We start from the raw sequence: 22,722 nt of genomic DNA, 5'->3' as shown, positions 1-22,722 counted from the left end.
GGCACTGAACCGGCCCGCAATCCCGCGGCCGGTCGTGAACAGGGGGAAGTCATGTCGGACTATACCGATCTGGACAAGAAGCAGGATGTGCACATCCTGCATTCCATGGGCTATGCCCAGGAACTCGAACGACGAATGAGCTCATTCTCGAATTTCGCCGTCTCATTTTCCATCATCTGCATTCTCTCCGGCGGCATCAACTCGCTGGCGCAGGCGACCTCCGGTGCCGGCGGTGCGGCGATCGGCATCGGCTGGCCTGTGGGATGCTTCATCTCGCTCGTCTTCGCCATCGCCATGGCGCAGATCAGCTCGGCCTATCCGACGGCCGGCGGCCTCTACCACTGGGGATCGATCCTCGGCAACCGCTTCACCGGCTGGCTGACCGCCTGGTTCAACCTGCTCGGTCTCGTCACCGTGCTCGGCGCCATCAATGTCGGCACCTATTATTTCTTCATGGGCGCGTTCGGCACCAGCTATCTCGGGCTGACTGACTCGACGACGGTGCGTATCCTCTTCCTCGTGATCATCACCGGCGCGCAGGCGCTCGTGAACCATATGGGCATCGGACTGACCGCGAAGCTGACCGACTTCTCCGGTTATCTCATCTTCGCGACGTCGATCGCTCTGGCGGCCGTCTGCCTCATCGCGGCGCCCTCCTACGAGATCGGCCGCCTTTTTACCTTCGCCAACTATTCCGGTGAAGTCGGCGGCAACGTCTGGCCCTCCACCTCGGGCGCCTGGGTCTTCCTCCTCGGACTGCTGCTGCCGATCTACACCATCACCGGTTATGACGCCTCGGCCCATACCTCGGAAGAGACGGTCAAAGCCGCAGAATCGGTTCCGCGCGGCATGGTTTCGTCGGTGCTGTGGTCGGCGCTGTTCGGCTATATCATGCTGTGCGCCTTCGTCCTCATGCTGCCGAACATGGACGACGCGGCAAAACAGGGCTGGAACGTGTTCTTCTGGGCGATGGACAGCCAGGTCAATCCTGTCGTCAAGGACATCCTCTATCTCGCGATCTTCATCAGCCAGTGGCTGTGCGGCCTTGCGACCGTCACTTCGGTCTCCCGCATGATCTTCGCCTTCTCGCGTGACGGCGGCCTGCCGGCGTCGAAGGCGCTGTCGAAAGTCAGCCCCCAGTACCGCACGCCGGTCGCTGCGATCTGGACCGGTTCGATCTTGTCGGTCCTATTCGTCTGGGGTTCGTCGCTGGTGTCGATCGGTGATACGCCGGTCTATACTATCGTCGTCTCGTGCACAGTCATCTTCCTGTTCTTCTCCTTCGCGATCCCGATCACGCTCGGTCTGTTCGCCTGGGGGACAGCGAAGTGGGACAAGATGGGGCCGTGGAATCTCGGCGAAGGCATGTTCAAGCTCTTCGCAGTGCTCAGCGTCATCGCGATGATCCTGATCTTCGTTCTCGGCATCCAGCCGCCGAACGGGTGGGCACTCTACATCACCGTCGGTTTCCTCGTGGTCACGGCGATCGTCTGGTTCGGCTTCGAAAGCCGTCGTTTCAAGGGTCCGCCGATCGGTGCTGAAGTGGCAAAGCGCCAAGCCGAGATCGCGGCTGCCGAAGCGGCTGTCGGCGAAAGCGGCGAAAACTAGGCGTCGACACTTCCCTCTCGAATGGCGGGGCCGCTCCTGCGGCCCCGCCACCGGTTCAACGAAAAGGCATCAGGCCCGCCATCCGGCCGAGCGCATGCGATTTCGTTGCCCCGATTTTCTCAATTCCAATTCAGGCGGATCAATCATGAGCAGCAGCTACACAATCGACGATCTCAGGAAGGATGTCGCCGAAGGGCGCATCGATACGGTTCTGGCCTGCCAGGTGGACATGCAGGGCCGGCTGATGGGCAAGCGGTTCCAGGCGGAATATTTCGTCGAGAGCGCCTGGAAGGAAACGCACAGCTGCAACTATCTGATCGCCACCGACATGGAGATGGAGACCGTCTCCGGCTACAAGGCGACGAGCTGGGAAAAGGGCTACGGCGACTATACGATGAAGCCGGATCTTTCGACCTTGCGCCGCATTCCCTGGCTTGACGGCACGGCGCTGGTGCTCTGCGACGTACTCGATCATCACACCCATGAGGAGGTCGCCCATTCGCCGCGGGCGATCCTGAAGAAGCAGGTGAAGCGCCTCGAAGATATGGGCATGAAGGCCTACATGGCCTCCGAGCTCGAATTCTTCCTGTTCGACCAGAGCTACGAGGCGGCGCATACGGCGGGCTACCGCAACCTCAAGCTCGCCAGCGCCTATAACGAGGACTACCACATCTTCCAGACCACCAAGGAGGAAGAGGTGATGCGGGCGATCCGCACCGGCCTGCAGGGCGCCGGCATTCCGGTCGAAAACTCCAAGGGCGAGGCTTCCGCCGGCCAGGAAGAGATCAACGTGCGCTATGCCGATGCGCTCGCCATGGCCGACCGGCATGCGATCATCAAGAATGGTTGCAAGGAGATCGCCTGGTCGAAAGGCAAGGCCATCACCTTCCTTGCCAAGTGGAATTACAACGCCGCCGGCAGTTCCTCGCATATCCACCAGTCGCTCTGGAGCCTGGAGGAAAAGCCGCTGTTCTTCGACCATACCGGCAAATACGGCATGTCGCCGCTGATGCATAATTATGTTGCCGGGCTTCTCGCCCATGCCAGCGAGATCACCTATTTCCTGGCGCCCTACATCAACTCCTACAAGCGCTTCATGGCCGGCACCTTTGCGCCGACCAAGGCGATCTGGAGCAAGGACAACCGCACTGCCGGCTACCGCCTCTGCGGCGAGGAAACCAAGGGCATCCGCATCGAATGCCGCGTCGGCGGCTCCGATCTCAATCCCTACCTCGCCTTCGCCGCGCTGCTTGCCGCCGGCATCGACGGGATCGAGAACAAGATGGAGCTGGAAGCTCCCTTCGTCGGCGACGCCTATGGCGGCAAGGATATCCGCGAAATTCCGCGCACGCTGCGCGCGGCGACGACCGCAATGACGGAATCGGCAATGCTGCGCAAAGCCTTCGGCGACGAGGTGATCGACCATTACACTCGCGCTGCCGAATGGGAGCAGGAAGAATACGACCGGCGTATCACCGATTGGGAAGTGGCGCGCGGGTTCGAAAGAGCCTAGTACGGGATTGCTGGTTGCGGCCCCTCACCCTAACCCTCTCCCCGTAAAACGGGGAGAGGGGACGTGCCATACGAGACGTAGATGGGACGGAGAGGTTGCGGCTATCCCCCTTCGCCCCGTTTACGGGGAGAAGGTGCCGGCAGGCGGATGAGGGGCTTATGCCCTCGACGGAATTTTTGATCAATACGAGGACGGAAATCGATCATGGCAATGATCCAATGCATTTCACCGATTGACGGGTCGGTCTATGCCGAGCGCGCAGCACTTTCTCTCGATGCCGCCAAGGAAGCTGTCTTGCGCGCCCGCAAGGCGCAGAAGGCCTGGGCGAAACGGCCGCTCGAAGAGCGTGTGCAGCTGGTGCTGAAGGGCGCCGCGCGGCTGAACGAGATGTCCGACACCGTCGTGCCGGAGCTTGCCTGGCAGATGGGCCGGCCGATCAAGTATGGCGGTGAATATAAGGGCTTCAACGAGCGCTCCAACTATGTCGCCTCGATTGCGGCCGATGCGTTGGCGCCCGTTGTCGTCGAGGAAAGCGAGCGGTTCGAGCGCCGCATCGAGCGCGAGGCGCATGGCGTCGTCTTCGTCGTCGCGCCGTGGAATTATCCCTATATGACGGCGATCAATACGATCGCGCCGGCGCTGATGGCCGGCAATACGGTGGTGCTGAAACATGCCTCGCAGACGCTGCTGGTCGGCGAGCGGCTGGTGCAGGCCTTTACCGAGGCCGGCGTTCCGGAGGATGTGTTCCAGAACGTCTTCCTCGATCACGAGACGACCTCGGCGCTGATTGCCGCCGGCAGTTTCAATTTCGTCAACTTCACCGGATCGGTTGAAGGCGGGCGGTCGATGGAGCGGGCGGCTGCCGGCACGTTCACCGGGCTTGGCCTCGAACTCGGCGGCAAGGATCCGGGTTACGTCATGGAGGACGCCGATCTCGAGGCGGCCGTCGATACGCTGATGGACGGCGCCACCTACAATTCCGGCCAGTGCTGCTGCGGCATCGAACGCATCTATGTGCACGAATCCCTCTACGATGCCTTCGTCGAAAAATCGGTCGCCTGGGTGTCGAACTACAAGCTCGGCAACCCGCTCGATCCCGAAACGTCGCTCGGGCCGATGGCGAACAAGCGCTTCGCCAAGGTGGTGCGCGAGCAGATCGCCGATGCGGTTTCCAAGGGCGCGAAGGCGCTGGTCGATCCGAAGCTCTTCCCGAGGGATGACGGCGGCGCCTATCTCGCACCGCAGGTCCTCGTCGATGTCGATCATTCCATGGCCTTCATGCGCGAGGAGACTTTCGGCCCGGCGGTCGGCATCATGAAGGTGAAGAGCGACGAGGAGGCACTCGCCCTGATGAACGACAGCCAATACGGGCTGACGGCTTCGCTCTGGACCAAAGATGCCGAGCGGGCAGGGCGTCTCGGCCGCGAGATCGAAACCGGCACCGTTTTCATGAACCGCGCGGACTACCTCGATCCGGCGCTTTGCTGGACCGGCGTCAAGGAAACCGGCCGCGGCGGCTCGCTGTCGATCATCGGCTTCCAGAATCTGACCCGTCCGAAATCCTATCATCTCAAGAAGGTCACAGCATGAGCAGCAACATCACCGCAAACTGGAGCTATCCCACGTCCGTTAAGCTCGGCCGGGGCCGCATCAGCGAACTGGCCGACGCCTGCAAGAGCCTCGGCATGAAGAAGCCGCTGCTCATCACCGACCGCGGCCTTGCCTCGATGGCGATCACCAAGAACGCGCTCGATATCCTCGAAGATGCGGGCCTCGGCCGGGCGATCTTCGCCGAGGTCGACCCGAATCCGAACGAGAAAAACCTCGAAGCCGGCATCAAAGCCTTCAAGGATGGCGGCCATGACGGCGTCGTCGCCTTCGGCGGCGGCTCGGGTCTCGACCTCGGCAAGTGCGTCGCCTTCATGGTCGGCCAGACCCGGCCGGTCTGGGATTTCGAGGATATCGGCGACTGGTGGACGCGTGCGAGCCTCGAGGGCATTGCGCCGATCGTCGCGGTGCCGACGACGGCCGGCACCGGTTCGGAAGTCGGCCGCGCCAGCGTCATCACCAATTCCGAAACGCATGTGAAGAAGATTATCTTCCATCCGAAGTTCCTGCCTGGAGTCGTCATCTCCGATCCGGAACTGACGGTCGGCATGCCGAAAATCATCACGGCCGGCACCGGCATGGACGCCTTCGCCCATTGCCTGGAGGCCTATTCCTCGCCCTTCTATCACCCGATGTCGGCCGGCATCGCGCTCGAAGGCATGCGGCTCGTCAAGGAATTCCTGCCGCGCGCCTATAGAGAAGGCACCGATCTCGAAGCCCGCGCCAACATGATGGCGGCTGCCGCCATGGGCGCGGTCGCCTTCCAGAAGGGGCTCGGCGCCATCCATGCGCTGTCACACCCGATCGGCGCCGTCTACAACACCCATCACGGCATGACCAATGCGGTTGTCATGCCGGCGGTGCTGCGCTTCAATCGCAAGGCGATCGAGGAGAAGATCGGCCGCGCCGCCGCCTATCTCGGTGTTTCGGGCGGTTTCGACGGCTTCTACGATTATGTGCTGAAGCTTCGCGCCGAACTCGGCGTGCCGGAGACGCTGACGGCGATGGGAATCGCCCCCGACCGCATCGACGAATTGTCGGCCATGGCGATCGAGGATCCGAGCGCGGGCGGCAACCCGGTTGCCATGACGCTCGAAAATACCAAGGCGCTGTTTAGGGACTGCTTCTGAGATCAGAGTAGCTATCCCGCAGATTAGCCCGGAGAGCCTTGGCCTTCCGGGCTTTTTCAGTTTTGGGGAGATCCTGAATTTTAGGGATGTGAAAAATACCGGCTGCAATTTCGCCGCGCGTGTTTGGAATTTGTTAACCATGATTAGAAAGGATGGATTAACCGCACGATGCTCCGATGGTGCGTAAAAGAGCAATTCCGGCTCGCACCATTTCCTTCCGAGGACCGAACATGCCTGTCATCACATTCGCAAACACCAAGGGCGGCGCCGGCAAGACGACCGCTGTTCTGCTGCTCGCGACCGAGCTTGCCCGCAAGGGTTTCCGCGTCACCATTCTCGACGCCGACCCGCAGCACTGGATCTCGCGTTGGCACGAAATCTCGGGTCATGTGCCGAATGTTTCGGTGATCGATTTCGTGACCACCGCCTCGCTGCCGCAGCATATCAGCGAGAACAAGCACAATACCGATTATTTCATCGTCGATCTGCCGGGTGCGCGCAATCCGCTGCTCGCCACCGCCGTCGGCCTTTCCGACCACGTGCTGATCCCGATCCAGGGCTGTGCGATGGATGCGCGCGGTGGCGCGCAGGTGCTTGAACTGCTCCAATATCTGGACGAGAAGGCAGGCATCAAGATCGGCCATTCGGTGGTGCTGACCCGCGTCAATTCGATGGTGACGACCCGGGCGCTGCAGCTCGTCAAGTCGCTGCTCAGCGAGCGCCACGTGCCGGTGCTCGACACCGCGATCATCGAACGTTCGGCCTTCCGCGACATCTTCGACTGTGGCGGCACGCTGCACACGATCGACCCCACGCGCGTCAGCAATCTCGACAAGGCGCGTGAGAACGCAACCTGTTTTGCCGAGGAAATGATGCGCAAACTGCCGGTCCGGCTGCCGGCCTCGGCCCGCATGGCGACGGCCGCCTGACTAAAGCGCGTCGCGATCTTTCAGATTCGCTCCTTGCGCTTTAGTTCTTTGTTTACGCATGTCGTTGACGCAAAACCGCTGCACACTTTTGCGCGACATGCTTTATCCCCTGCGATGAAACGAAAAAGGCCGCCGGAGCGATCCGGCGGCCTTTTCACATTGCAGCAATAGAGATCAATCGACGAATTCCACCGTCACGCCCGGCTTGACCATCTTGGCGAGTTCGGTCGCGTCCCAATTGGTCAGGCGGATGCAGCCGTGGCTCTGGGTGCGGCCGATCTTGGAGGGCTCGGGCGTGCCGTGGATGCCGTAGGTCGGCTTGGAGAGCGCCATCCAGACGGTGCCGACGGGGCCGTTCGGGCCGGGCGGAATGTTGAGGATCTTATCGTTGGCACCCTGCTGGAAATTGATCTTCGGATTATAGGTATAGCCGGGATTGAACGCGACGCGCTCGACCGTCACGGTGCCCGACGGGGAGGGCGTGTCGGTGGAGCCGATCGATGCCGGATAGGCGGCAATGAGATTGCCGGCGCCGTCATAGGCGAAGACCTGCTTGCGGCCCTTGTCGGCGATGATGCGGGCGACCTCGCCGCTCTTCGGCTCGCCCGGATTGACGACCTTGATGACCGTGCCGGGGACGCTGAAATCGGCGCCGGGGTTCATCTCCTTGAGGAAGGCCTCGTCCATGTGGAAACGCTCGGCCAACATTTCGGTGGTCGAGGTAAAGGCAAGCGACGGCAGCAGCGCCTTATGCGAATAGTCTTCCGGGATCGCCGCGACGAAGGGGCCGGCGGCATCGGCCGGCGTGATCGTGTAGCTGACGACCGGCAGACCGCCGTTCATGCGCAGTTCTTCAAGGATGGCGTCGGTATTGTTCGGGTCGAGCTTCGAGCCGGTCATTTGATCATAGGCATAGATCGACTTGGTGACGTTCGAGCCCATATGGCCGTCGATGACGCCCGGCGAGATGCCGGCGCGATCAAGGAAGACCTGCAGCGCGACGATTTCAGGCTTCGACTTGTTCTTCAGCGTGATGACGGGTTCGTCGGGTGCGGTCGTGGGCGCGTCGGCAGGCGGAATCTGCTGGTCAGGCTCGATCGAGGCGTAATCGTCGCCCGACTGCGGATTGCCGATGCTGTTGTCGTCAGGAAAGGGCTCCTCGCCGAGCGGTCGGCGTTCGATCGCAGCGTCGCGCGGAATGCCGCCGGTGACGGCGCCGCGTTCGGAATAACGCGTATCGCCATAGGAATTGTCGTCGGCATAATAGGGATCGTTGCCGTTCTGGTCGGCGTAGACGTCGCTCGGGCCGGGCCGCGGCGGGTAGTAGCCGCGGGCGCGCATCTCGGTGGCGACGACATTGCCGTAGTCGTCGATCAGCACGCGATTGCCGCTGCGGTCGCGGGCGTAGATATAGCCGCGCGGGACATAGTCGAGGATTTCGCCGGTCGGCGTGACCAGGACGACGTCGCTCTGCCGGCGGTCACGAAACTGCTGCGCGCCTGCCTGCGGTGCTGCAGCCGCAAAGGCTGCCAGCACGGCCGCAAGCGAAAATGCCGACTTCAAAAAGCGATTCACGTCTCACACCTCGAACAGTGACTGGGCCGACACACACCCGCGAATTTTGACGCTAGTGTGGAATTTATGAAACCGTGCTGAACAAAATATGAAAATCACTAAGATTTCCTTTTACTCATAAACGTTTGCGTCTCTGCGTCAGTTCCGCAAAATCCATGGTTGCGGCAAAAACACAAGATGGAAACGGCGCGGATTGACGAATGGCAGTGCGAAACCTAACCCTACGGCGGCCGATAAATCCCTGAGGAGACCCGAGATGATCGAATTTGCCGCCGCAAGCGGGCCGCGTCTGATGCTCGATGAAACATCGGTGCTGGATATCGGCGGATGCATCGTCGAAGGCGTCGACATCGCCCCGAAGCGGGCCATTCCCGATGACGGCGATCCGCGAATCGATCACTCGCTCGAAGGCTTCCTCTTCACCTGCGGGCCGGATCATATCCGCCATCGCCAGCCGATTGCCGGCCGGGCCGACGGCAAGGTCTATCCGCTGCACGGATCGGCCTCCGGCCATGCGGCCAAGGTGCTGTGGACGAAATACGAAAACGGTCATGCCGAATGCCGCGCCGATATCGACATTGTCACCGTCGAGGGACTGCCGCAGCGCATCGAGCGGCTCTGGCGGATCGACGGGGCGACCGGCGAAGTGCGGCTCGAGGACCGGGTCATCAATACCAGCGACCGGACAGTGCCGACCTTCCTGATGTATCACATCAACACCGGCGGCAAATGGCTCGACGCGGGCACGCGGCTCGAAGGGCGGATGCTGGAGAATGGCGGTTTCCCCTGGGCATTCGGCGAGGAGCCGGGCGGTATCTTCTGCGTGCCGGCGCCGGCGACGGAGGCGGGCCTGGCGGAGGTCCGCCTCGGGCCGATCGCCGCGATCGGTGGCAGGACACTGAGTGTGCGCTTCCGTGCCGATACGCTGCCCTATCTGCAGGTCTGGCGGAACCAGAAGGCGCCGGCCCACATTATCGGAATAGAACCGGTCTCGCATCGCTGGGTGTTGCGTGACGAGCTCGAGGCGGCCGGCGAATTCAATATGCTGGCGCCCGGCGAAAGCCGCAGCTACGTGCTGACCTTTGCCTTCCTGTGAGTGAAGTGTTGTTGACGCTCGCCGGCCTCCGTCGTAGACCTTCAGCCCAGGATTTATGAGGAGACAGGACGATGGATATTCGCCAGATCGACGATGAATATTCGGTTTCGGGCCAGATCACGCTCGAGGAGCTCGACGAGATCAAGGCGCTGGGGTTCAAATCGATCGTCTGCCACCGCCCCGACCATGAGAGCCCGGATCAGACCTCGTTCTCGGTCATCGAGGCGCGCGCGCGGGAACTCGGCCTCGAGATCACCCATGTGCCTGTCGGGCCGATGGGCGTGACCGAGGAGGCGGTGCAGGGCATGGTCGATGCGCTCGACGAATTCCCGCGGCCGATGCTCGGCTATTGCCGCTCCGGCGCCCGCTCGACGGCGATCTACCAGAAGACCCACCATATCCGCAGCTAGGCCCGGTCCGGCTGCCGATTTTCCGGCGCTGCACCGCAGCGCCGTCACTTTTCCATTCACTCAGGAGACTATGATGAGCATTAAGCGTATCGACGTCGGCGCGCGCATGAGCGGCGCCGTCATTCACGGCAACACGGTTTATCTCGCAGGCCAGGTCGGCGAGGGCGAAAGCGTCACCGATCAGTGCAAGTCCTCGCTTGCCGAAGTCGACCGCCTGCTGGCTGCATCAGGCAGCAACAAGTCGAAGATCCTGCAGACGATCGTCTATCTCTCCGATATCGCTTATTTCGCCGAGATGAACGCCGCCTGGGAAGCCTGGATCGATCCGGCCAACCCGCCGGCCCGTGCCACCAGCGAAGCCAAGCTCGCTGCGCCGAAATACAAGGTCGAGTTCATCGTCACCGCCGCGATCGACTGAGGTTACTGCTGAATTGCATCAAAGCCGGTAGGTGCGTGACCAATCCAAATGGGGGCGGTCACGGGCTTACCGGCTTTTTGTTTGCGCGATTTCCGAGAGCGTGCGGGTCGGCGTGATCGCCTCGGGATCGAGTTTGACTTCGATGATTGCCGGCTTGCCGCTGTTGCGCGCCCGCTCGAAGGCTGCGGCGAATTCTTCCGTCCGCTCCACCGTCTCGCCGTGGCCGCCATAGGCGCGGGCAAGGGCGGCGAAATCGGGATTGGTCAGATCGGTGCTGCTGACGCGGCCGGGATATTCGCGCTCCTGGTGCATGCGGATGGTGCCGTACATGCCGTTGTTGACCACGATCGCGATGATCGGCAGCCCGTAGCGGATGGCGGTGGCGAATTCCTGGCCGTGCATCAGGAAACAGCCGTCGCCGGCAAAGCAGATGACCTCGCGCTCGGGAAAGAGCCGTTTGGCGGCGACGGCGGCGGGCAGGCCATAACCCATCGAGCCGGAGGTCGGGGCGGCCTGGGTGTTGAAACGGCGGAAACGATGGAAGCGGTGCAGCCAGGTGGCATAGTTGCCGGCGCCGTTGGTGAAGATCGTATCCGCCGCGGTATTGGCCTCCAGCCATTCCATGATCGGGCCCATGTGAACGGCGCCCGGACCTGTTGCCGGCGGCTTCGACCAGGAAAGATAGGCCTGATGCATGCGCTGCGTGCGCTCCGCCCAGTGCGGTTCGGCCGGCGCTTCGAGATCGGCGAGCGCGGCGACGAAATCATCAGGAGCGGCGCAGATAGCGAGATCCGGGCGGTAGACGCGTCCCAGTTCGGAAGCATCGGGATAGACGTGCACCAGTGATTGCTGGGGGTAGGGGATATCGATCAGCGTATAGGACGAGGACGGCATTTCCGACATGCGGCCGCCAAGAAGGATCAGCAGGTCGCTTTCCTTGATTTCCTTGGCGAGGACCGGATTGATGCCGATGCCGACATCGCCGGCGTAACAGGGATGGAGATGATCGAACAGCATCTGCCGGCGGAAGGAGCAGCCGACGGGAAGCTGGAAACGCTCGGCAAAGCCTGCAAAATCGGCGACGGCATCGGCATCCCAGCGCGTGCCGCCGAGGATCACCATCGGCCGCTCGGCCTTCAGCAGTCTGACATAGAGATCGTCGATCTGGCTGCGGCCGGGATGCGCCTCGACGCTGACGTAACGCTTGGGGCGGGGCGCCTCGACTTCGTCGCGCAGCATATCCTCCGGCAGCGTCAACACGACGGGGCCGGGGCGGCCGGAGGTTGCGATCGCAAAGGCGCGGGTGACGAACTCGGGAATGCGGGCGGCATCGTCGATCTCACCCACCCATTTGGCGAATTCGGTGAAGGCGCGGCGGAATTCGACTTCCTGGAAGGCCTCGCGCTCGCGGGCTTCGCGTTGCACCTGACCGATGAAGAGGATCATCGGGATCGAATCCTGTCTTGATATATGCAGGCCGGCGGAGGCATTGGTGGCGCCGGGGCCGCGGGTGACCATGCAGATGCCGGGTTCACCGGTCAGCCTGCCCCAGCAATCCGCCATCATCGCCGCTCCGCCCTCCTGGCGGCAGACGAGGACATCGATATCGCTGTCCCGCAGGGCATCGAGAACGGCGAGGAAACTCTCGCCGGGTACGCAGGAGAGGCGTTTGACGCCATTGGCCTTCAGCGCCTCGACGATCAGTTCCCCACCGGTCTTCTTCATGACGATACCTCCCTCTCGCGCTCGGCGAGCTCCGCCAGAATTTCTTGCCTGTGTTCGTCGAGGCGCGGGCTCGGCCTGACGTAATGCAGCGGCGTCTCGGACAGCACCACCGGCGTCCTGACCCCGGGGATGAGCGTGCCGGCGGCATCGGCAAGATCGATCCGCAGACCGCGGGCGCGCACCTGCGGATCGGCGAACATCTCCTCGATCGTATTGATCGCGCCGGCAGGCACCCCGTTCTCTTCGCAGGCCTTCAACAGGTCCGCTTTCTGCCATTTCAGCGTCTCGGTCGAAACGAGCCGGCGCAGCTCGGCCCGATTGCCGACCCGGGCCCTGTTGGTGGCGAAACGGTCGTCGGCGGCGATCGTCTCAAGGCCGAGGATGGTGCAGAGGCGAGCGAACTGGCCGTCATTGCCGACGGCAAGAATGAGGTAGCCATCGGCCGCCGGCACGACCTCATAGGGCGAGATATTCGGATGGGCGTTGCCGAGCCGGGTCGGTGCAGCGCCGGAGACGAGGTAGTTCATGTTCTGATTGGCGAGCACGGCCGATTGCACATCGAGCAGCGCCATGTCGACGAGTTGGCCTTCGCCGGTCTTCAGGGCATGGATCAGGGCCGCCTCGATTGCCGAGACGGCATAGATGCCGGTGAAGATATCGGCGATCGCCACACCCGCCTTCATCGGCTGGCCGTCCGGCTCGCCGGTGATCGACATGAAGCCGGACATGCCCTGAACGATGTAATCGTAGCCGGCGAGGCTGGCATAGGGGCCGGTCTGGCCGAAGCCGGTGATCGAGCAGTAGACGAGCTTCGGGTTCAGTCTGCGCAGGCTGTCGTAATCGAGCCCGTATTTGACGAGGCCGCCGAGCTTGAAGTTCTCGATCACCACGTCGGCAGTGGACGCCAGGCGGCGGACGAGATCCTGGCCCTCGGGACTTTTCAGGTCGGCGGCGATGGAGCGTTTGCCCCGATTGGCGGCGTGGTAATAGGCGGCCGAGAGATTTTCGCCGTCGGCACCTTCGACGAAGGGCGGGCCCCATTGGCGCGTATCGTCGCCGCCGTCGGGATTTTCGACCTTGATGACATCGGCGCCGAGATCGGCGAGCATTTGTCCCGCCCAGGGGCCGGCCAGCACGCGGGCGAGCTCGATCACCCGGATGCCGGCAAGCGGCGGTTTTTTCGTCAGGCTCTCGGTCATGGTCCTCCCGGGCAATCTACGGCGCCAGCGTCACCTCAGATGTATCGGATACGGGTTTGGAAGCAAAGCGGCGCTCGCGCCAAAGGATGTAGATGCCGGAGGCGATGATGATCATGATGCCGAGCCATTTGATCGCATCCGGAAAGTCGCCGAAAACAAGCCAGGCGAAGATCGTGGCCGAGACGATCTCGAAATATTGCAGCGGCGCCAGCGTCGAAGCCGGTGCGGCGCGATAGGCGTAGACGCCGAAGATGCCCGCTATCGCGGCCATGGCGCCGACGCCGGCGACATAGAACCAGGCGCTGCCTGCCGGCATGACGGGATCGAAGATATCGGAGCCGCTGCCATCGCCGGCAAGAAGCAGAAGGGTGCAGAAGATGAGGCCCCAGATGCCCATCTGGAACTGCATCGCCCAGGGATCTTCCTTGTGCGACAGAACGCGGGTCATCAGCACGAAAATGGCGATGCAGAGAGCGCTGAGGATGGGCAGGAGCGCGATGTAGCCGACTTCGTTGAAACTCGGCTGGATGATCAGCATCGCTCCGAAGAAGCCGACGCCGCAGGCGGTGTAGCGCCGCCAGCCGATCGTCTCCTTCAGGAAAATGCCGCCGAGGATCGTCACCATGATCGGCTCGACGAAGAAGATCGCGATCGCATCGGCGACCGCCATGTATTTCAGCGTAGTGACGAAGGAAATCATCGAGATGGTGATGATCGCGCCGCGGATGGCATGGAACTGGCTCTGGCGCCAGGAGAAATCGGCAAAGCTGCGCCGCCAGATGACGATCGGCAGCATGCAGAGCGCCTGCACCGCGAAGCGGCCGGCGGTGATCTCGGCGGAGGGGATGGTGACGACGGCAAGTTTGGCGAAGATGTCGATGAGCGGCGAAAACATCACCGAAAGAAACATCAGCGCAAGCCCCATCGTCACGTCGGAGGGGGACGAAACGGACCGGGCGGAGGTGCTGCTCATGGTGGAATTCTCGTTATCCGGGATTTTGGCCGTTCCGGCTTTTGCCGACCGCGCCGTCACACCAGTCCGCGAAGGCGGTAATGGCTGCATCTGCGCCAATCTCATTCAGCGTTTCGTGCCGCGTGTCCTGATATATCTCAGTGCTGATACGGGAGAAGCCTTGGCTTTTCAAATGGTTTGACAGCCAGAGCACGGCTTTTCCACGCTCGGTCGCCGGATCTTCTGCGCCGCCGACCAGATGGATCGGCAGGTCGCGCCGCAGCCGGTCGAGATGGATCTTTTGCGGTGCGCGGAAGGTTAGTTCGAAGACATCGAGCCAGAGCGAAACCGAGGCGTCGAAGCCGCAAAGAGGGTCGGCGACATATTTGTCGACTTCGTCGGGAATATGCGAAAGCCAGTCGAATTCCGTGCGGCGGTTGGCAATGGACCGGCCCCAGGCGGCGAAGGTGAGTTTCGGCAGGAGGCCGCTCGGCACGTCCGAACCTTTCAGCATCCTTTCGCCGATGAGGATCGCCTGGGCGGCGCGACCGGCAAGACCGACGGCGAAATTGGAGTTCCAGACGGCGACCGCGTCGAACTCGGCCGGAGCGGCGACGGCGGCATTGAGCGCGATGAGGCCACCCATCGAATGGCCGAAGAGGATCACCTTCAGGCCGGGATGGCGCGAGGCCGCATGCGCGCGCATGGCGATGATGTCGCCGATCACCCGTTCGACGCCGTCCCGCCGCGCGAAGCGGCCGATCGGAGCGTCGGGCGCCGTCGTCTCGCCATGGCCGCGGTGATCATGGGCATAGATGTGATAGCCGCGCGCCGCCATCGCCTCGGCAAAGCGGCGATACCGCTTCGAGTGCTCCGCCAGACCGTGCGATATCAACAGAATGCCGCATGCGGGGCCGGTGGCTTCGGCATGGTGATAGGCCAGCGATGCTCCCGGCACGGAGAGCCATTGCGTTTCAGAAAACATTCGGATCCTCCCTGCCGCCGCAGAACAGATCGCTAGCGCATAATTTCCTAAAGCGAAATCGATTTGAGCGATTATGCTTCAACTCAAAGTGACAAAGTGTCGGTTGGGTGACTTTAAGGCGCTGAATGCAGTCGATAACAAATTAAAGGAATATTGCGATTCAGGGTTGCTGCCGTTTACTCTTTGTGCTTATCTGTTCCTGCATTGTTCTTCTATGGGGGTTGAAATGAGCAGCATGCAGTTGCGTACCTTGACGTTCGCCGTATCGATGGCCGTTGCCGGCGCCGCCATGGCGCAGGAGGCCACGGGGCGCACCCGTTTCATTCTTGCGGCGAGCTGGCAGCCCGCCTTCTGTCAGACGAACCAGAAGAAGGCCGAATGCGCAAGCCAGACCGGCGAGCGCCACGACGCAACGAATTTCTCGCTGCACGGCCTCTGGCCGATGCGGCAAGATTATTGCGGCGTCAGCGACGACCAGAAGGCTGCCGACAAGGACGGCAAATGGGCTACATTGCCGGCGGTCACGCTTTCGGCCGAGACGCAGGCGGCGCTGGCCAAGGCGATGCCCGGCACGCAGTCCGGCCTGGAACGGCACGAATGGACAAAGCATGGCACCTGCACGAAAATGAGCGCGGAAGATTATTTCGGCGTCAGCGTCCATCTCGTCAGTGCGCTCAATGCATCGGCCGTGCGCGACCTCTTCGCTGCCAATATCGGCAAGACGGTCAAGTCCGATGCGATCAAGGCGGCTTTCGACAAGAGCTTCGGGCCGGGGGCGGGCGATCGCGTCAAGATGAGCTGCCGGCGGGCCGGCAATGTCAGGATGATCAGCGAGCTGACGATCGGCCTGTCTCAGGATGCGGGAACGGCGGCGGCAAAAAGCGGTGGCCTTGGCGATCTGATCCAGGGGGCGGGAAAAACCTCTTTCGGCTGCGATGAAGGTGTCGTCGATGCGGCGGGCTTCTGACCGGAATCCTGCCTAAACCGGGTTTCGGCGTTGCCCACAGGCGCTGTTTCGCCTACATAGCGGCACGAAACGAAGTTTCCCGCCCGGAGCAGCGCAGCATGGCACGTCAATTCATCTATCATATGTCCGGCCTCAACAAGGCCTATGGCAACAAGAAGATCCTGGAGAACATCCACCTTTCCTTCTACCCGGATGCCAAGATCGGCATCCTCGGGCCGAACGGCGCCGGTAAATCCACTGTGCTGCGCATCATTGCCGGCCAGGACAAGGAGTATACCGGCGAAGCCTGGCTGGCCGAGGGTGCCACGGTCGGCTATCTCGAGCAGGAACCGCGTCTCGACCCGAACAAGACGGTGTTCGAAAACGTCATGGAAGGCGTTGCCTCGAAGACGGCGATCCTCGATCGCTACAACGAATTGATGATGAACTATTCCGACGAGACCGCGGAAGAGGGCGCCAAGCTGCAGGACATCATCGACAGCCAGAACCTCTGGGATCTGGAAAGCCAGGTCGAGATGGCGATGGAAGCCCTGCGCTGCCCGCCGCGCGACGCCGATGTCACCAGCCTGTCCGGTGGTGAACGCCGCCGTATCGCGCTCTGCCGCCTGCTGCTTTCGCAGCCGGATCTGCTGTTGCTCGACGAACCGACCAACCATCTCGACGCCGAAACCATCGCCTGGCTCGAAAAGCATCTGCGCGACTATCCCGGCGCCGTGATGATGATCACCCACGATCGCTACTTCCTCGACAACGTCACCGGCTGGATCCTCGAACTCGACCGCGGCCGCGGCATTCCCTACGAAGGCAATTACTCGGCCTACCTGCAGGCGAAAGCCAAGCGGATGCTGCAGGAAAACCGCGAAGAGGCCTCGCGCCAGAAGGCCATCAGCCGCGAACAGGAATGGATCGCCTCCAGCCCGAAGGCCCGCCAGGCCAAGTCCAAGGCGCGTATCAAGTCATACGAGCAGTTGGTGGATGCCGCCGAGAAGCAGCGTCCCGGCGACGCGCAGATCATCATCCCGGTCAGCGAGCGCCTCGGCCAGGTGGTGATCGAGATGGAAGGCATCACCAAGGGCTTCGAGGGCCGCACGCTGATCAACGACCTGTCGATCAAGCTGCCGCCCGGCGGCATCGTCGGCATTATCGGCCCGAACGGCGCCGGCAAGACGACGCTGTTCAAGATGATCACCGGCCAGGAAAAGCCGGACAGCGGTTCGATCCGCATCGGCGAGACCGTGCATCTCGGTTATGTCGACCAGAGCCGTGACGCGCTTGCCGGCGACAAGACGGTCTGGGAGGAAATCTCCGGCGGCGCCGAAATCATCAAGCTCGGCAAGTTCGACATGAACTCCCGTGCCTATTGCGGCGCCTTCAACTTCAAGGGCGGCGATCAGCAGCAGAAGGTCGGCAATCTCTCCGGCGGCCAGCGCAACCGCGTTCACCTCGCCAAGATGCTGAAGGCCGGCGGCAATGTTCTGCTGCTCGACGAACCGACCAACGACCTCGACACGGAAACGCTGGGCGCGCTGGAAAACGCGCTGGAGAACTTCGCCGGCTGCGCCATCATCATCAGCCACGACCGCATGTTCCTCGACCGTCTGGCGACGCACATTCTGGCTTTCGAAGGCGAAGGCCATGTCGAATGGTTCGAAGGCAACTTCGAGGATTATGAACAGGACAAGGTCCGCCGCCTCGGCCCCGATGCCCTCAACCCGGGCAGCCAGGCGCATAAGCGTCTGACGCGCTGATCGTCCCACTTTTCGATTGCGAAAGCCCCGGTTCGACCGGGGCTTTTTCATGTCCGGCCCTGTCGCAATTTGAGCAGGCAATTTCGCGGAGAGTGCGAATTGCCGCTTGCCACCGCTTTTCAAATCACATAAAGATATCTTTATATCTTGATTGGGCCGATGATGAGCGAACCTTTGAAGCTGGGACTGGATGGGTTGGTGGACGTCTTGAAGGCGGCCGGCGAGCCGACACGTCTGCGGCTTCTGGCGCTTCTCGACGCCGGCGATCTGACGGTCACCGATCTGACCGAAATTCTCGGCCAGTCCCAGCCGCGTATCTCCCGCCACCTGAAGCTGCTTGGCGAGGCCGAACTGATTGAGCGCTATCAGGAAGGCGCCTGGGCCTATTTCCGCCTCAAGCAGGACGGCAAGGCGGCAATGCTCGTGCGGACCTTGCTGAAGCATGTCTCCGAAAACGATCCGACCGTCCTTCGTGACGGCGAGCGGCTGTCGGCGGTCAAACGCCAGCGGGCCGAGCGGGCACAGGCCTATTTCAGCCGCAACGCGGCGGAATGGGACGAGCTTCGCCGCCTGCATGCGGCCGACGAGGAAGTCGATGCCGCCGTCATCCGGCTGCTCGGCAGCCAGCCGATCGATTCGCTGCTCGATCTCGGCACCGGCACCGGCCGCATTCTCGAACTCCTGGCCGGGCTCTACCGCCGGGCGATCGGTGTCGACGCCAGCCGCGACATGCTGAGCGTGGCGCGCGCCAATCTCGACAAGTCCCGCATCACCAAGGCCACCGTGCGCCACGCCGATATTCTGAACCTGCCGTTCGAGGGACAGGATTTCGACCTGGTGACGATCCATCAGGTGCTGCATTTCTTCGACCAGCCGGAGATTGCCATCGCCGAAGCGGCGCGCATGCTGCGGCCGGGCGGCCGGCTCGTGGTCATCGACCTTGCGCCGCATACGCTCGAATATCTCCGCGACGAGCATGCGCATGTGCGTCTCGGCTTTTCGCACCAGGCGATGTCCGACTGGCTGCGCAAGGCCGGGCTCGACGTCGAGCAGGTCGTCGATCTTCACCCGGGTCAGCAGAGCGGGCAGGGGCTGACGGTCACCGTCTGGCTCGCGCGTGATCCGAGGCGCCTCATGGCTTCGCAACTAAGCGAAGGCGCCGAACCTACATTTGCCGGGAGAGTATGACATGGCTTTGAAAAGCGAAGCGCAGGCGCGCGACATCGGGATCTCGTTCGAATTCTTCCCGCCGAAATCGGAAGAGATGGAAGGACAGCTCTGGAATACCGTCAGCGAGCTGCAGGATTGGGATCCGGATTTCGTCTCGGTGACCTATGGCGCCGGCGGCACCACCAAGGCGCCGACGCTGACCGCCGTCACGCGTTTCCTGTCGCAGACGCCGCTTGCCACCGCTTCGCACCTGACCTGCGTCGGAGCGACGAAGGATGAGACGCATCAGATGATCGAGACCTTCCGCAAGGTCGGCGTGACGCATTTCGTGGCGCTGCGCGGCGATGCGCCGGGCGGCGCCGGCGCGCCCTACCAGCCGCATCCCGGCGGTTACGCGAATGCGGCGGAGCTCGTGGCCGGCCTCAAGGCGATCGGCGATTTCGAAATTTCAGTCTCCGCCTATCCGGAAAAACATCCGGAGAGCCGCGACACAGCCGCCGATATCGACATGCTGAAACGCAAGGCCGACAACGGCGCCGACCGGGCGCTGACGCAGTTCTTCTTCGACAACGACAATTTCGAGCGTTACCTCGAGCGGGTGCGCAAGGCCGGCATTTCGATCCCGATCGTGCCCGGCATCATGCCGATCCAGAACCTGACACAGCTCAAGCGTTTCGCCGGCGCCTGCGGCGCGATCATCCCCGGCTTCCTTGACGAGCGTTTTGCGGGCTTTGACGACAAGCCCGAAGAACGGGCGAAGGTCGCAGCCGATGTCGCCGCCGAGCAGATCGAAGATCTCGTCCGGCGCGGCATCCGCGATTTCCATCTCTATACGATGAACCGTTCGCCGCTGGTTTCCGCCGTGCTCGACAATCTCGGCCTCTCCCGCCGGGCGGCAAAAAACGCCGGCGCGGCTGCCTGATTTTCCGCGTCCATCAAAGTGAAAAGCGCATGTCGGGCGGGACATGCGCTTTTTCATTGGCGGATTGATCAGGGGAGTTCAGGTACTACCAGTCGTCACACCCCGCCGGCCAGCTCAGATAAAGAGCATGGACAGGACGAAGGCAAACGCTGCACTGACCAACAGAACATTCAAGGATTGCGTGAGTCCCATGTCTGTCTCCTCGCGTTAACCTGTCAATAATATGTCGGAAATGTGTCGGTTGGGAAGCGGAATCTATGCTGCGCCGCAGAACAGGGCGGTGGATAAGTCGAACACTGAATCCGCAAACTGTTGAAATTGAAGCCGTATTCGCGACAAAATTTTATTCACAGAATTTAACATGCGGTTAAATCGGGCGATTGCCGATTTACCTATGCGCCTGAAACATGGCGCGCAGCCAAGCGGTTGAAATCATGCGGGATTTGCAACCATTCTTCACGCTGCCCTGGCCAACAGGCGGTAGGCACGGCCGTCGAGAATGACAAGGCCGAAGCCGATCAGCGCCATGCCGGCGAGTTCGGCAAGGGTGAGCCGCTCGCCGAGGAAAAGCACGCCGAGAAGGATGGCGCTCGGTGGTACCAGCAGCGTGACGAGCGAGGCGTTGGTGGCGCCGGCCGCCGCCATGATCCGGAAATAGAGAATATAGGCGAAGGCGGTCGACACCAGCGCCAGCGCCAGTACGGCGACGACGATATCGAGCGACGGCCAGGGGAGCGTCCAGGGCCGATCGGCCAAGAGCGACAGTGGCAAGGTGATCAACGAGGACGCCGTCAGCTGGCCGGCTGCGGTGACGGGGGCCGGAATAGTCTTGAACCGCTTGCCGTAGGTGGCTGCGAACCCATAGGAGACGGCGGCAAGTACCGGAAGCAGCAGCGCCCAGAGCGGCGCTTCGCCACCGGCCGACAGGCTGGGGCTGATCAGCACGATCGTTCCGGCCAGGCCGACGAGGCAGCCGGCAATCTTGGCAGATGACAGCTTCTCGTCTGATGTGACGTAGTTGGCGATCAACACGGTCCAAATCGGCGTCGTCGCGTTCAGGATCGCCGCAAGGCCGGCGCCGATGCGGGTCTGGCCGAAGAAGATCAGAGCGTGCGGCAGGGCATTGTTGATGAGCCCGAGGATCAGGAATTCGCGCCAGCGGGCTTCCAGGATCGGATAGATGCCGAAACGGCCGGCGATGTAGATGTGCAGCGCAATCGCGGCCAGCAGCAGACGGAGGAAGACGAGGGTCAACGGCGGGACATGCTGGACGGCGATGCTGGCAAAGAAGAAAGAGCCGCCCCAGATGAGACCGAGCAGGAGCAGCAGGCTCCAGGTCCAGGCATTCATTCTGTTGTCCATGCCGCCTTCCTCCATCCCAAGCCGCGTCGCCGCCGTCGCGTCGAAACCCGACCGCGGATCCTCACCATCAAGCTTTAACGCCGACGGCGGCGCCACCCGTTTCTTGCGAAGCGAGCGGCGCGGCGGCAGCGGCGATCAGAGAGCGTTGAGAAGCGCCGGCGTCGCCCAGCCGTCGGCCGGTATGCCGAGGCGCTGCTGTTCCTTCTGGATCGCGACACGCGTGCCGGAGCCGAGGATGCCGTCGATCTCGCCGACATCGTGGCCGAGCGACTGCAGCTTGGTCTGCAGCGTCTTCATCTGGTCGTTGGCGAGGCCTTGTTCAGGCGTGCCCTTGAGATAGGTCGGGGCGCCGGAAAGCCGGGTCGCGAAATAGGCGGCCGACGTCGTATAGATGAACGACTTGTTCCATTCGAGATAGATCTTGAAATTGGGGTAGGCGATGAAGGCCGGTCCCATGCGGCCCTGCGGCAGCACAAGGTCGCCCTCGAGATCGCCGAAAGCGGTGTTGCCGTCGCGCGGCTTGACGCCGAGCGCGAACCACTCGCTGGCCTTCATCGTGCCGCCAAGGCCGGATTTCTCGAAGGGCAGATTGTCGGGTAGGGTGACTTCCTGCAGCCAGGGCTGGCCGCGCTCGAAGCCGAGGTGCTGGATGAATTTCGCCGCCGTCAGGACGGCGTCAGGGCTGCTCTGCTTCAGGCGGACATGGCCGTCGCCATCGCCGTCCATGCCGTAGGCGATGATGTCGCGCGGCAGCATCTGCACCTGGCCGATCTCGCCGGCCCAGGCGCCGGTGTTGGTGGCAGGGTCGAGGTCACCGTGCTGGACCATCTCGATGAGAGCGATCAGCTGCGGGCGGAAAAGCTCCGGGCGACGGCAATCGTGTGACAGCGTCACCAGCGCGTTGCGGGTGTTGAAGTCGCCCTGGACGGCGCCGAAATCGGTTTCCATCGCCCAGAAGGCGGTGATGACGCCGGAGGGAACGCCGAATTCCTGCTCGGCCCGGGCAAAGACGTCGGCATACTGCTTCATCTTCTGGCGGCCGATGTCGAGGCGGGCCTGGCTGACGGTACGCTGGGAAAATTCGAGGAAGGTCTGCTTGAAGACGCCCTGGGCGCGATCCCGGCTAAGCACCTTCTGGTCGATCTCGGCGCCGGCAAGCGCTTCGTCGGTTGCCGCGGCACTGGCGCCCGCGGCAACCGCATCGGCCTTGACGCCCTCAAGGAAGGCGGACAGATCGCCGCCGCAGGGCGCTGTCGAGGGGGCGGAGGCAGCAGGCGCCTGCTGGGCGGCCGCGCCGCCGGCAATGGTGAGGGCAAACAGGAGGGCGAGTGCAGAGCGGCTTGTGAGCGAGCGGTGCATGAATGCGGTCCTTATATCAAACTGATGTCCGCCGCTTTCCCAGAGG

Annotated in this window: 19 protein-coding genes; 12 read left to right on the top strand and 7 right to left on the bottom strand. The window is 62.4% G+C overall.

Features of this window, described 5'->3' with window-relative positions; translation table 11 throughout:
- Positions 1-51 precede the first annotated feature (51 nt).
- The 5 genes from CO655_RS12535 to CO655_RS12515 all read left to right on the top strand — a co-directional run bounded on the left by CO655_RS12535 (position 52) and on the right by CO655_RS12515 (position 6,788).
- Entirely contained in the window at positions 52-1,608 is a 1,557-nt protein-coding gene (locus CO655_RS12535) for an amino acid permease (protein ID WP_097664862.1), read from the top strand.
- 145 nt (positions 1,609-1,753) lie between these two features.
- Positions 1,754-3,121, top strand: coding sequence for a glutamine synthetase family protein (locus tag CO655_RS12530; protein WP_097664861.1), 1,368 nt, complete (start codon positions 1,754-1,756; stop codon positions 3,119-3,121).
- 204 nt (positions 3,122-3,325) lie between these two features.
- Complete coding sequence (locus CO655_RS12525; protein ID WP_097664859.1) at positions 3,326-4,711, top strand: aldehyde dehydrogenase family protein; 1,386 nt, start codon at positions 3,326-3,328, stop codon at positions 4,709-4,711.
- The gene (locus tag CO655_RS12520) at positions 4,708-5,859 is read left to right on the top strand and encodes an iron-containing alcohol dehydrogenase (RefSeq protein ID WP_097664858.1); all 1,152 of its coding nucleotides are present in this window, start codon (positions 4,708-4,710) and stop codon (positions 5,857-5,859) included. The genes CO655_RS12525 and CO655_RS12520 overlap by 4 nt, the downstream gene beginning before the upstream one ends.
- Before the next feature lie 230 nt (positions 5,860-6,089).
- Positions 6,090-6,788 (top strand): ParA family protein, encoded by a 699-nt coding sequence (locus CO655_RS12515; RefSeq protein WP_088673204.1) that lies wholly within the window; start codon positions 6,090-6,092, stop codon positions 6,786-6,788.
- Positions 6,789-6,962: 174 nt separating this feature from the next.
- Here CO655_RS12515 and CO655_RS12510 read toward each other — a convergent pair whose 3' ends face one another.
- Positions 6,963-8,363, bottom strand: coding sequence for a L,D-transpeptidase (locus tag CO655_RS12510; RefSeq protein WP_010030589.1), 1,401 nt, complete (start codon positions 8,361-8,363; stop codon positions 6,963-6,965).
- A 256-nt stretch (positions 8,364-8,619) separates the two neighbouring features.
- On the opposite strand from CO655_RS12510, the gene CO655_RS12505 reads away from it, so the two are divergent.
- From CO655_RS12505 to CO655_RS12495, 3 genes are all read left to right on the top strand, one after another.
- Positions 8,620-9,459 carry a DUF4432 family protein gene (locus tag CO655_RS12505; RefSeq protein ID WP_097664857.1) on the top strand — a complete coding sequence of 280 codons (840 nt, stop codon included), beginning with the start codon at positions 8,620-8,622 and terminating at the stop codon, positions 9,457-9,459.
- 71 nt (positions 9,460-9,530) lie between these two features.
- Entirely contained in the window at positions 9,531-9,869 is a 339-nt protein-coding gene (locus CO655_RS12500) for a TIGR01244 family sulfur transferase (protein WP_097664856.1), read from the top strand.
- A gap of 73 nt (positions 9,870-9,942) precedes the next feature.
- Positions 9,943-10,287 carry a RidA family protein gene (locus CO655_RS12495; RefSeq protein WP_003580917.1) on the top strand — a complete coding sequence of 115 codons (345 nt, stop codon included), beginning with the start codon at positions 9,943-9,945 and terminating at the stop codon, positions 10,285-10,287.
- Positions 10,288-10,353: 66 nt separating this feature from the next.
- Here CO655_RS12495 and CO655_RS12490 read toward each other — a convergent pair whose 3' ends face one another.
- The 4 genes from CO655_RS12490 to CO655_RS12475 are packed head-to-tail and all read right to left on the bottom strand — an operon-like array spanning position 10,354 to position 15,148.
- Positions 10,354-12,012: a thiamine pyrophosphate-binding protein gene (locus tag CO655_RS12490; RefSeq protein WP_097664855.1), complete on the bottom strand. Its 1,659-nt coding sequence runs from the start codon at positions 12,010-12,012 to the stop codon at positions 10,354-10,356.
- Positions 12,009-13,211: a CaiB/BaiF CoA-transferase family protein gene (locus CO655_RS12485; RefSeq protein WP_097664854.1), complete on the bottom strand. Its 1,203-nt coding sequence runs from the start codon at positions 13,209-13,211 to the stop codon at positions 12,009-12,011. The genes CO655_RS12490 and CO655_RS12485 overlap by 4 nt, the downstream gene beginning before the upstream one ends.
- A 16-nt stretch (positions 13,212-13,227) precedes the next feature.
- Positions 13,228-14,184, bottom strand: a complete 957-nt coding sequence (locus CO655_RS12480) for a DMT family transporter (protein WP_097664853.1) — start codon at positions 14,182-14,184, stop codon at positions 13,228-13,230.
- A 13-nt stretch (positions 14,185-14,197) separates the two neighbouring features.
- On the bottom strand, positions 14,198-15,148 hold the full coding sequence (locus tag CO655_RS12475) for an alpha/beta hydrolase (protein WP_097664852.1): 951 nt from the start codon (positions 15,146-15,148) through the stop codon (positions 14,198-14,200).
- A gap of 226 nt (positions 15,149-15,374) precedes the next feature.
- Here CO655_RS12475 and CO655_RS12470 point away from each other — a divergent pair, with 226 nt between their 5' ends.
- The 4 genes from CO655_RS12470 (at position 15,375) to metF (ending at position 19,955) form a co-directional block, all read left to right on the top strand.
- Positions 15,375-16,115, top strand: coding sequence for a ribonuclease (locus CO655_RS12470; protein ID WP_097604855.1), 741 nt, complete (start codon positions 15,375-15,377; stop codon positions 16,113-16,115).
- A 98-nt stretch (positions 16,116-16,213) separates the two neighbouring features.
- The gene (ettA, locus tag CO655_RS12465; protein WP_097664851.1) at positions 16,214-17,863 is read left to right on the top strand and encodes an energy-dependent translational throttle protein EttA; all 1,650 of its coding nucleotides are present in this window, start codon (positions 16,214-16,216) and stop codon (positions 17,861-17,863) included.
- A gap of 162 nt (positions 17,864-18,025) precedes the next feature.
- Positions 18,026-19,051: a metalloregulator ArsR/SmtB family transcription factor gene (locus CO655_RS12460; RefSeq protein ID WP_097664914.1), complete on the top strand. Its 1,026-nt coding sequence runs from the start codon at positions 18,026-18,028 to the stop codon at positions 19,049-19,051.
- Position 19,052: 1 nt separating this feature from the next.
- Positions 19,053-19,955: a methylenetetrahydrofolate reductase [NAD(P)H] gene (gene metF, locus CO655_RS12455; protein WP_097664850.1), complete on the top strand. Its 903-nt coding sequence runs from the start codon at positions 19,053-19,055 to the stop codon at positions 19,953-19,955.
- A 456-nt stretch (positions 19,956-20,411) separates the two neighbouring features.
- Here the strand turns inward: metF and CO655_RS12450 are convergent, their stop codons facing one another.
- Both CO655_RS12450 and CO655_RS12445 read right to left on the bottom strand, forming a co-directional pair.
- On the bottom strand, positions 20,412-21,317 hold the full coding sequence (locus tag CO655_RS12450; protein WP_097664849.1) for a DMT family transporter: 906 nt from the start codon (positions 21,315-21,317) through the stop codon (positions 20,412-20,414).
- A gap of 135 nt (positions 21,318-21,452) precedes the next feature.
- Positions 21,453-22,676: a lytic murein transglycosylase gene (locus CO655_RS12445; RefSeq protein WP_097664912.1), complete on the bottom strand. Its 1,224-nt coding sequence runs from the start codon at positions 22,674-22,676 to the stop codon at positions 21,453-21,455.
- Positions 22,677-22,722: the final 46 nt, after the last annotated feature.

This window comes from Rhizobium sp. M1 (assembly GCF_002531805.1).
Taxonomy (GTDB): domain Bacteria; phylum Pseudomonadota; class Alphaproteobacteria; order Rhizobiales; family Rhizobiaceae; genus Rhizobium; species Rhizobium etli_C.
This window is presented reverse-complemented; position numbering and strand designations above follow the sequence as displayed.

Coding starts and splice junctions, on each gene's coding strand:
- CO655_RS12475 (WP_097664852.1), bottom strand. CDS start 15,148: ATGTTTTCTGAAACGCAATGGCTCTCCGTGCCGGGAGCATCGCTGGCC.
- CO655_RS12505 (WP_097664857.1), top strand. CDS start 8,620: ATGATCGAATTTGCCGCCGCAAGCGGGCCGCGTCTGATGCTCGATGAA.
- CO655_RS12480 (WP_097664853.1), bottom strand. CDS start 14,184: ATGAGCAGCACCTCCGCCCGGTCCGTTTCGTCCCCCTCCGACGTGACG.
- CO655_RS12460 (WP_097664914.1), top strand. CDS start 18,026: ATGAGCGAACCTTTGAAGCTGGGACTGGATGGGTTGGTGGACGTCTTG.
- CO655_RS12515 (WP_088673204.1), top strand. CDS start 6,090: ATGCCTGTCATCACATTCGCAAACACCAAGGGCGGCGCCGGCAAGACG.
- CO655_RS12490 (WP_097664855.1), bottom strand. CDS start 12,012: ATGAAGAAGACCGGTGGGGAACTGATCGTCGAGGCGCTGAAGGCCAAT.
- CO655_RS12525 (WP_097664859.1), top strand. CDS start 3,326: ATGGCAATGATCCAATGCATTTCACCGATTGACGGGTCGGTCTATGCC.
- metF (WP_097664850.1), top strand. CDS start 19,053: ATGGCTTTGAAAAGCGAAGCGCAGGCGCGCGACATCGGGATCTCGTTC.
- CO655_RS12530 (WP_097664861.1), top strand. CDS start 1,754: ATGAGCAGCAGCTACACAATCGACGATCTCAGGAAGGATGTCGCCGAA.
- CO655_RS12470 (WP_097604855.1), top strand. CDS start 15,375: ATGAGCAGCATGCAGTTGCGTACCTTGACGTTCGCCGTATCGATGGCC.
- CO655_RS12520 (WP_097664858.1), top strand. CDS start 4,708: ATGAGCAGCAACATCACCGCAAACTGGAGCTATCCCACGTCCGTTAAG.
- CO655_RS12450 (WP_097664849.1), bottom strand. CDS start 21,317: ATGGACAACAGAATGAATGCCTGGACCTGGAGCCTGCTGCTCCTGCTC.
- CO655_RS12495 (WP_003580917.1), top strand. CDS start 9,943: ATGAGCATTAAGCGTATCGACGTCGGCGCGCGCATGAGCGGCGCCGTC.
- CO655_RS12445 (WP_097664912.1), bottom strand. CDS start 22,676: ATGCACCGCTCGCTCACAAGCCGCTCTGCACTCGCCCTCCTGTTTGCC.
- CO655_RS12535 (WP_097664862.1), top strand. CDS start 52: ATGTCGGACTATACCGATCTGGACAAGAAGCAGGATGTGCACATCCTG.
- CO655_RS12485 (WP_097664854.1), bottom strand. CDS start 13,211: ATGACCGAGAGCCTGACGAAAAAACCGCCGCTTGCCGGCATCCGGGTG.
- CO655_RS12500 (WP_097664856.1), top strand. CDS start 9,531: ATGGATATTCGCCAGATCGACGATGAATATTCGGTTTCGGGCCAGATC.
- ettA (WP_097664851.1), top strand. CDS start 16,214: ATGGCACGTCAATTCATCTATCATATGTCCGGCCTCAACAAGGCCTAT.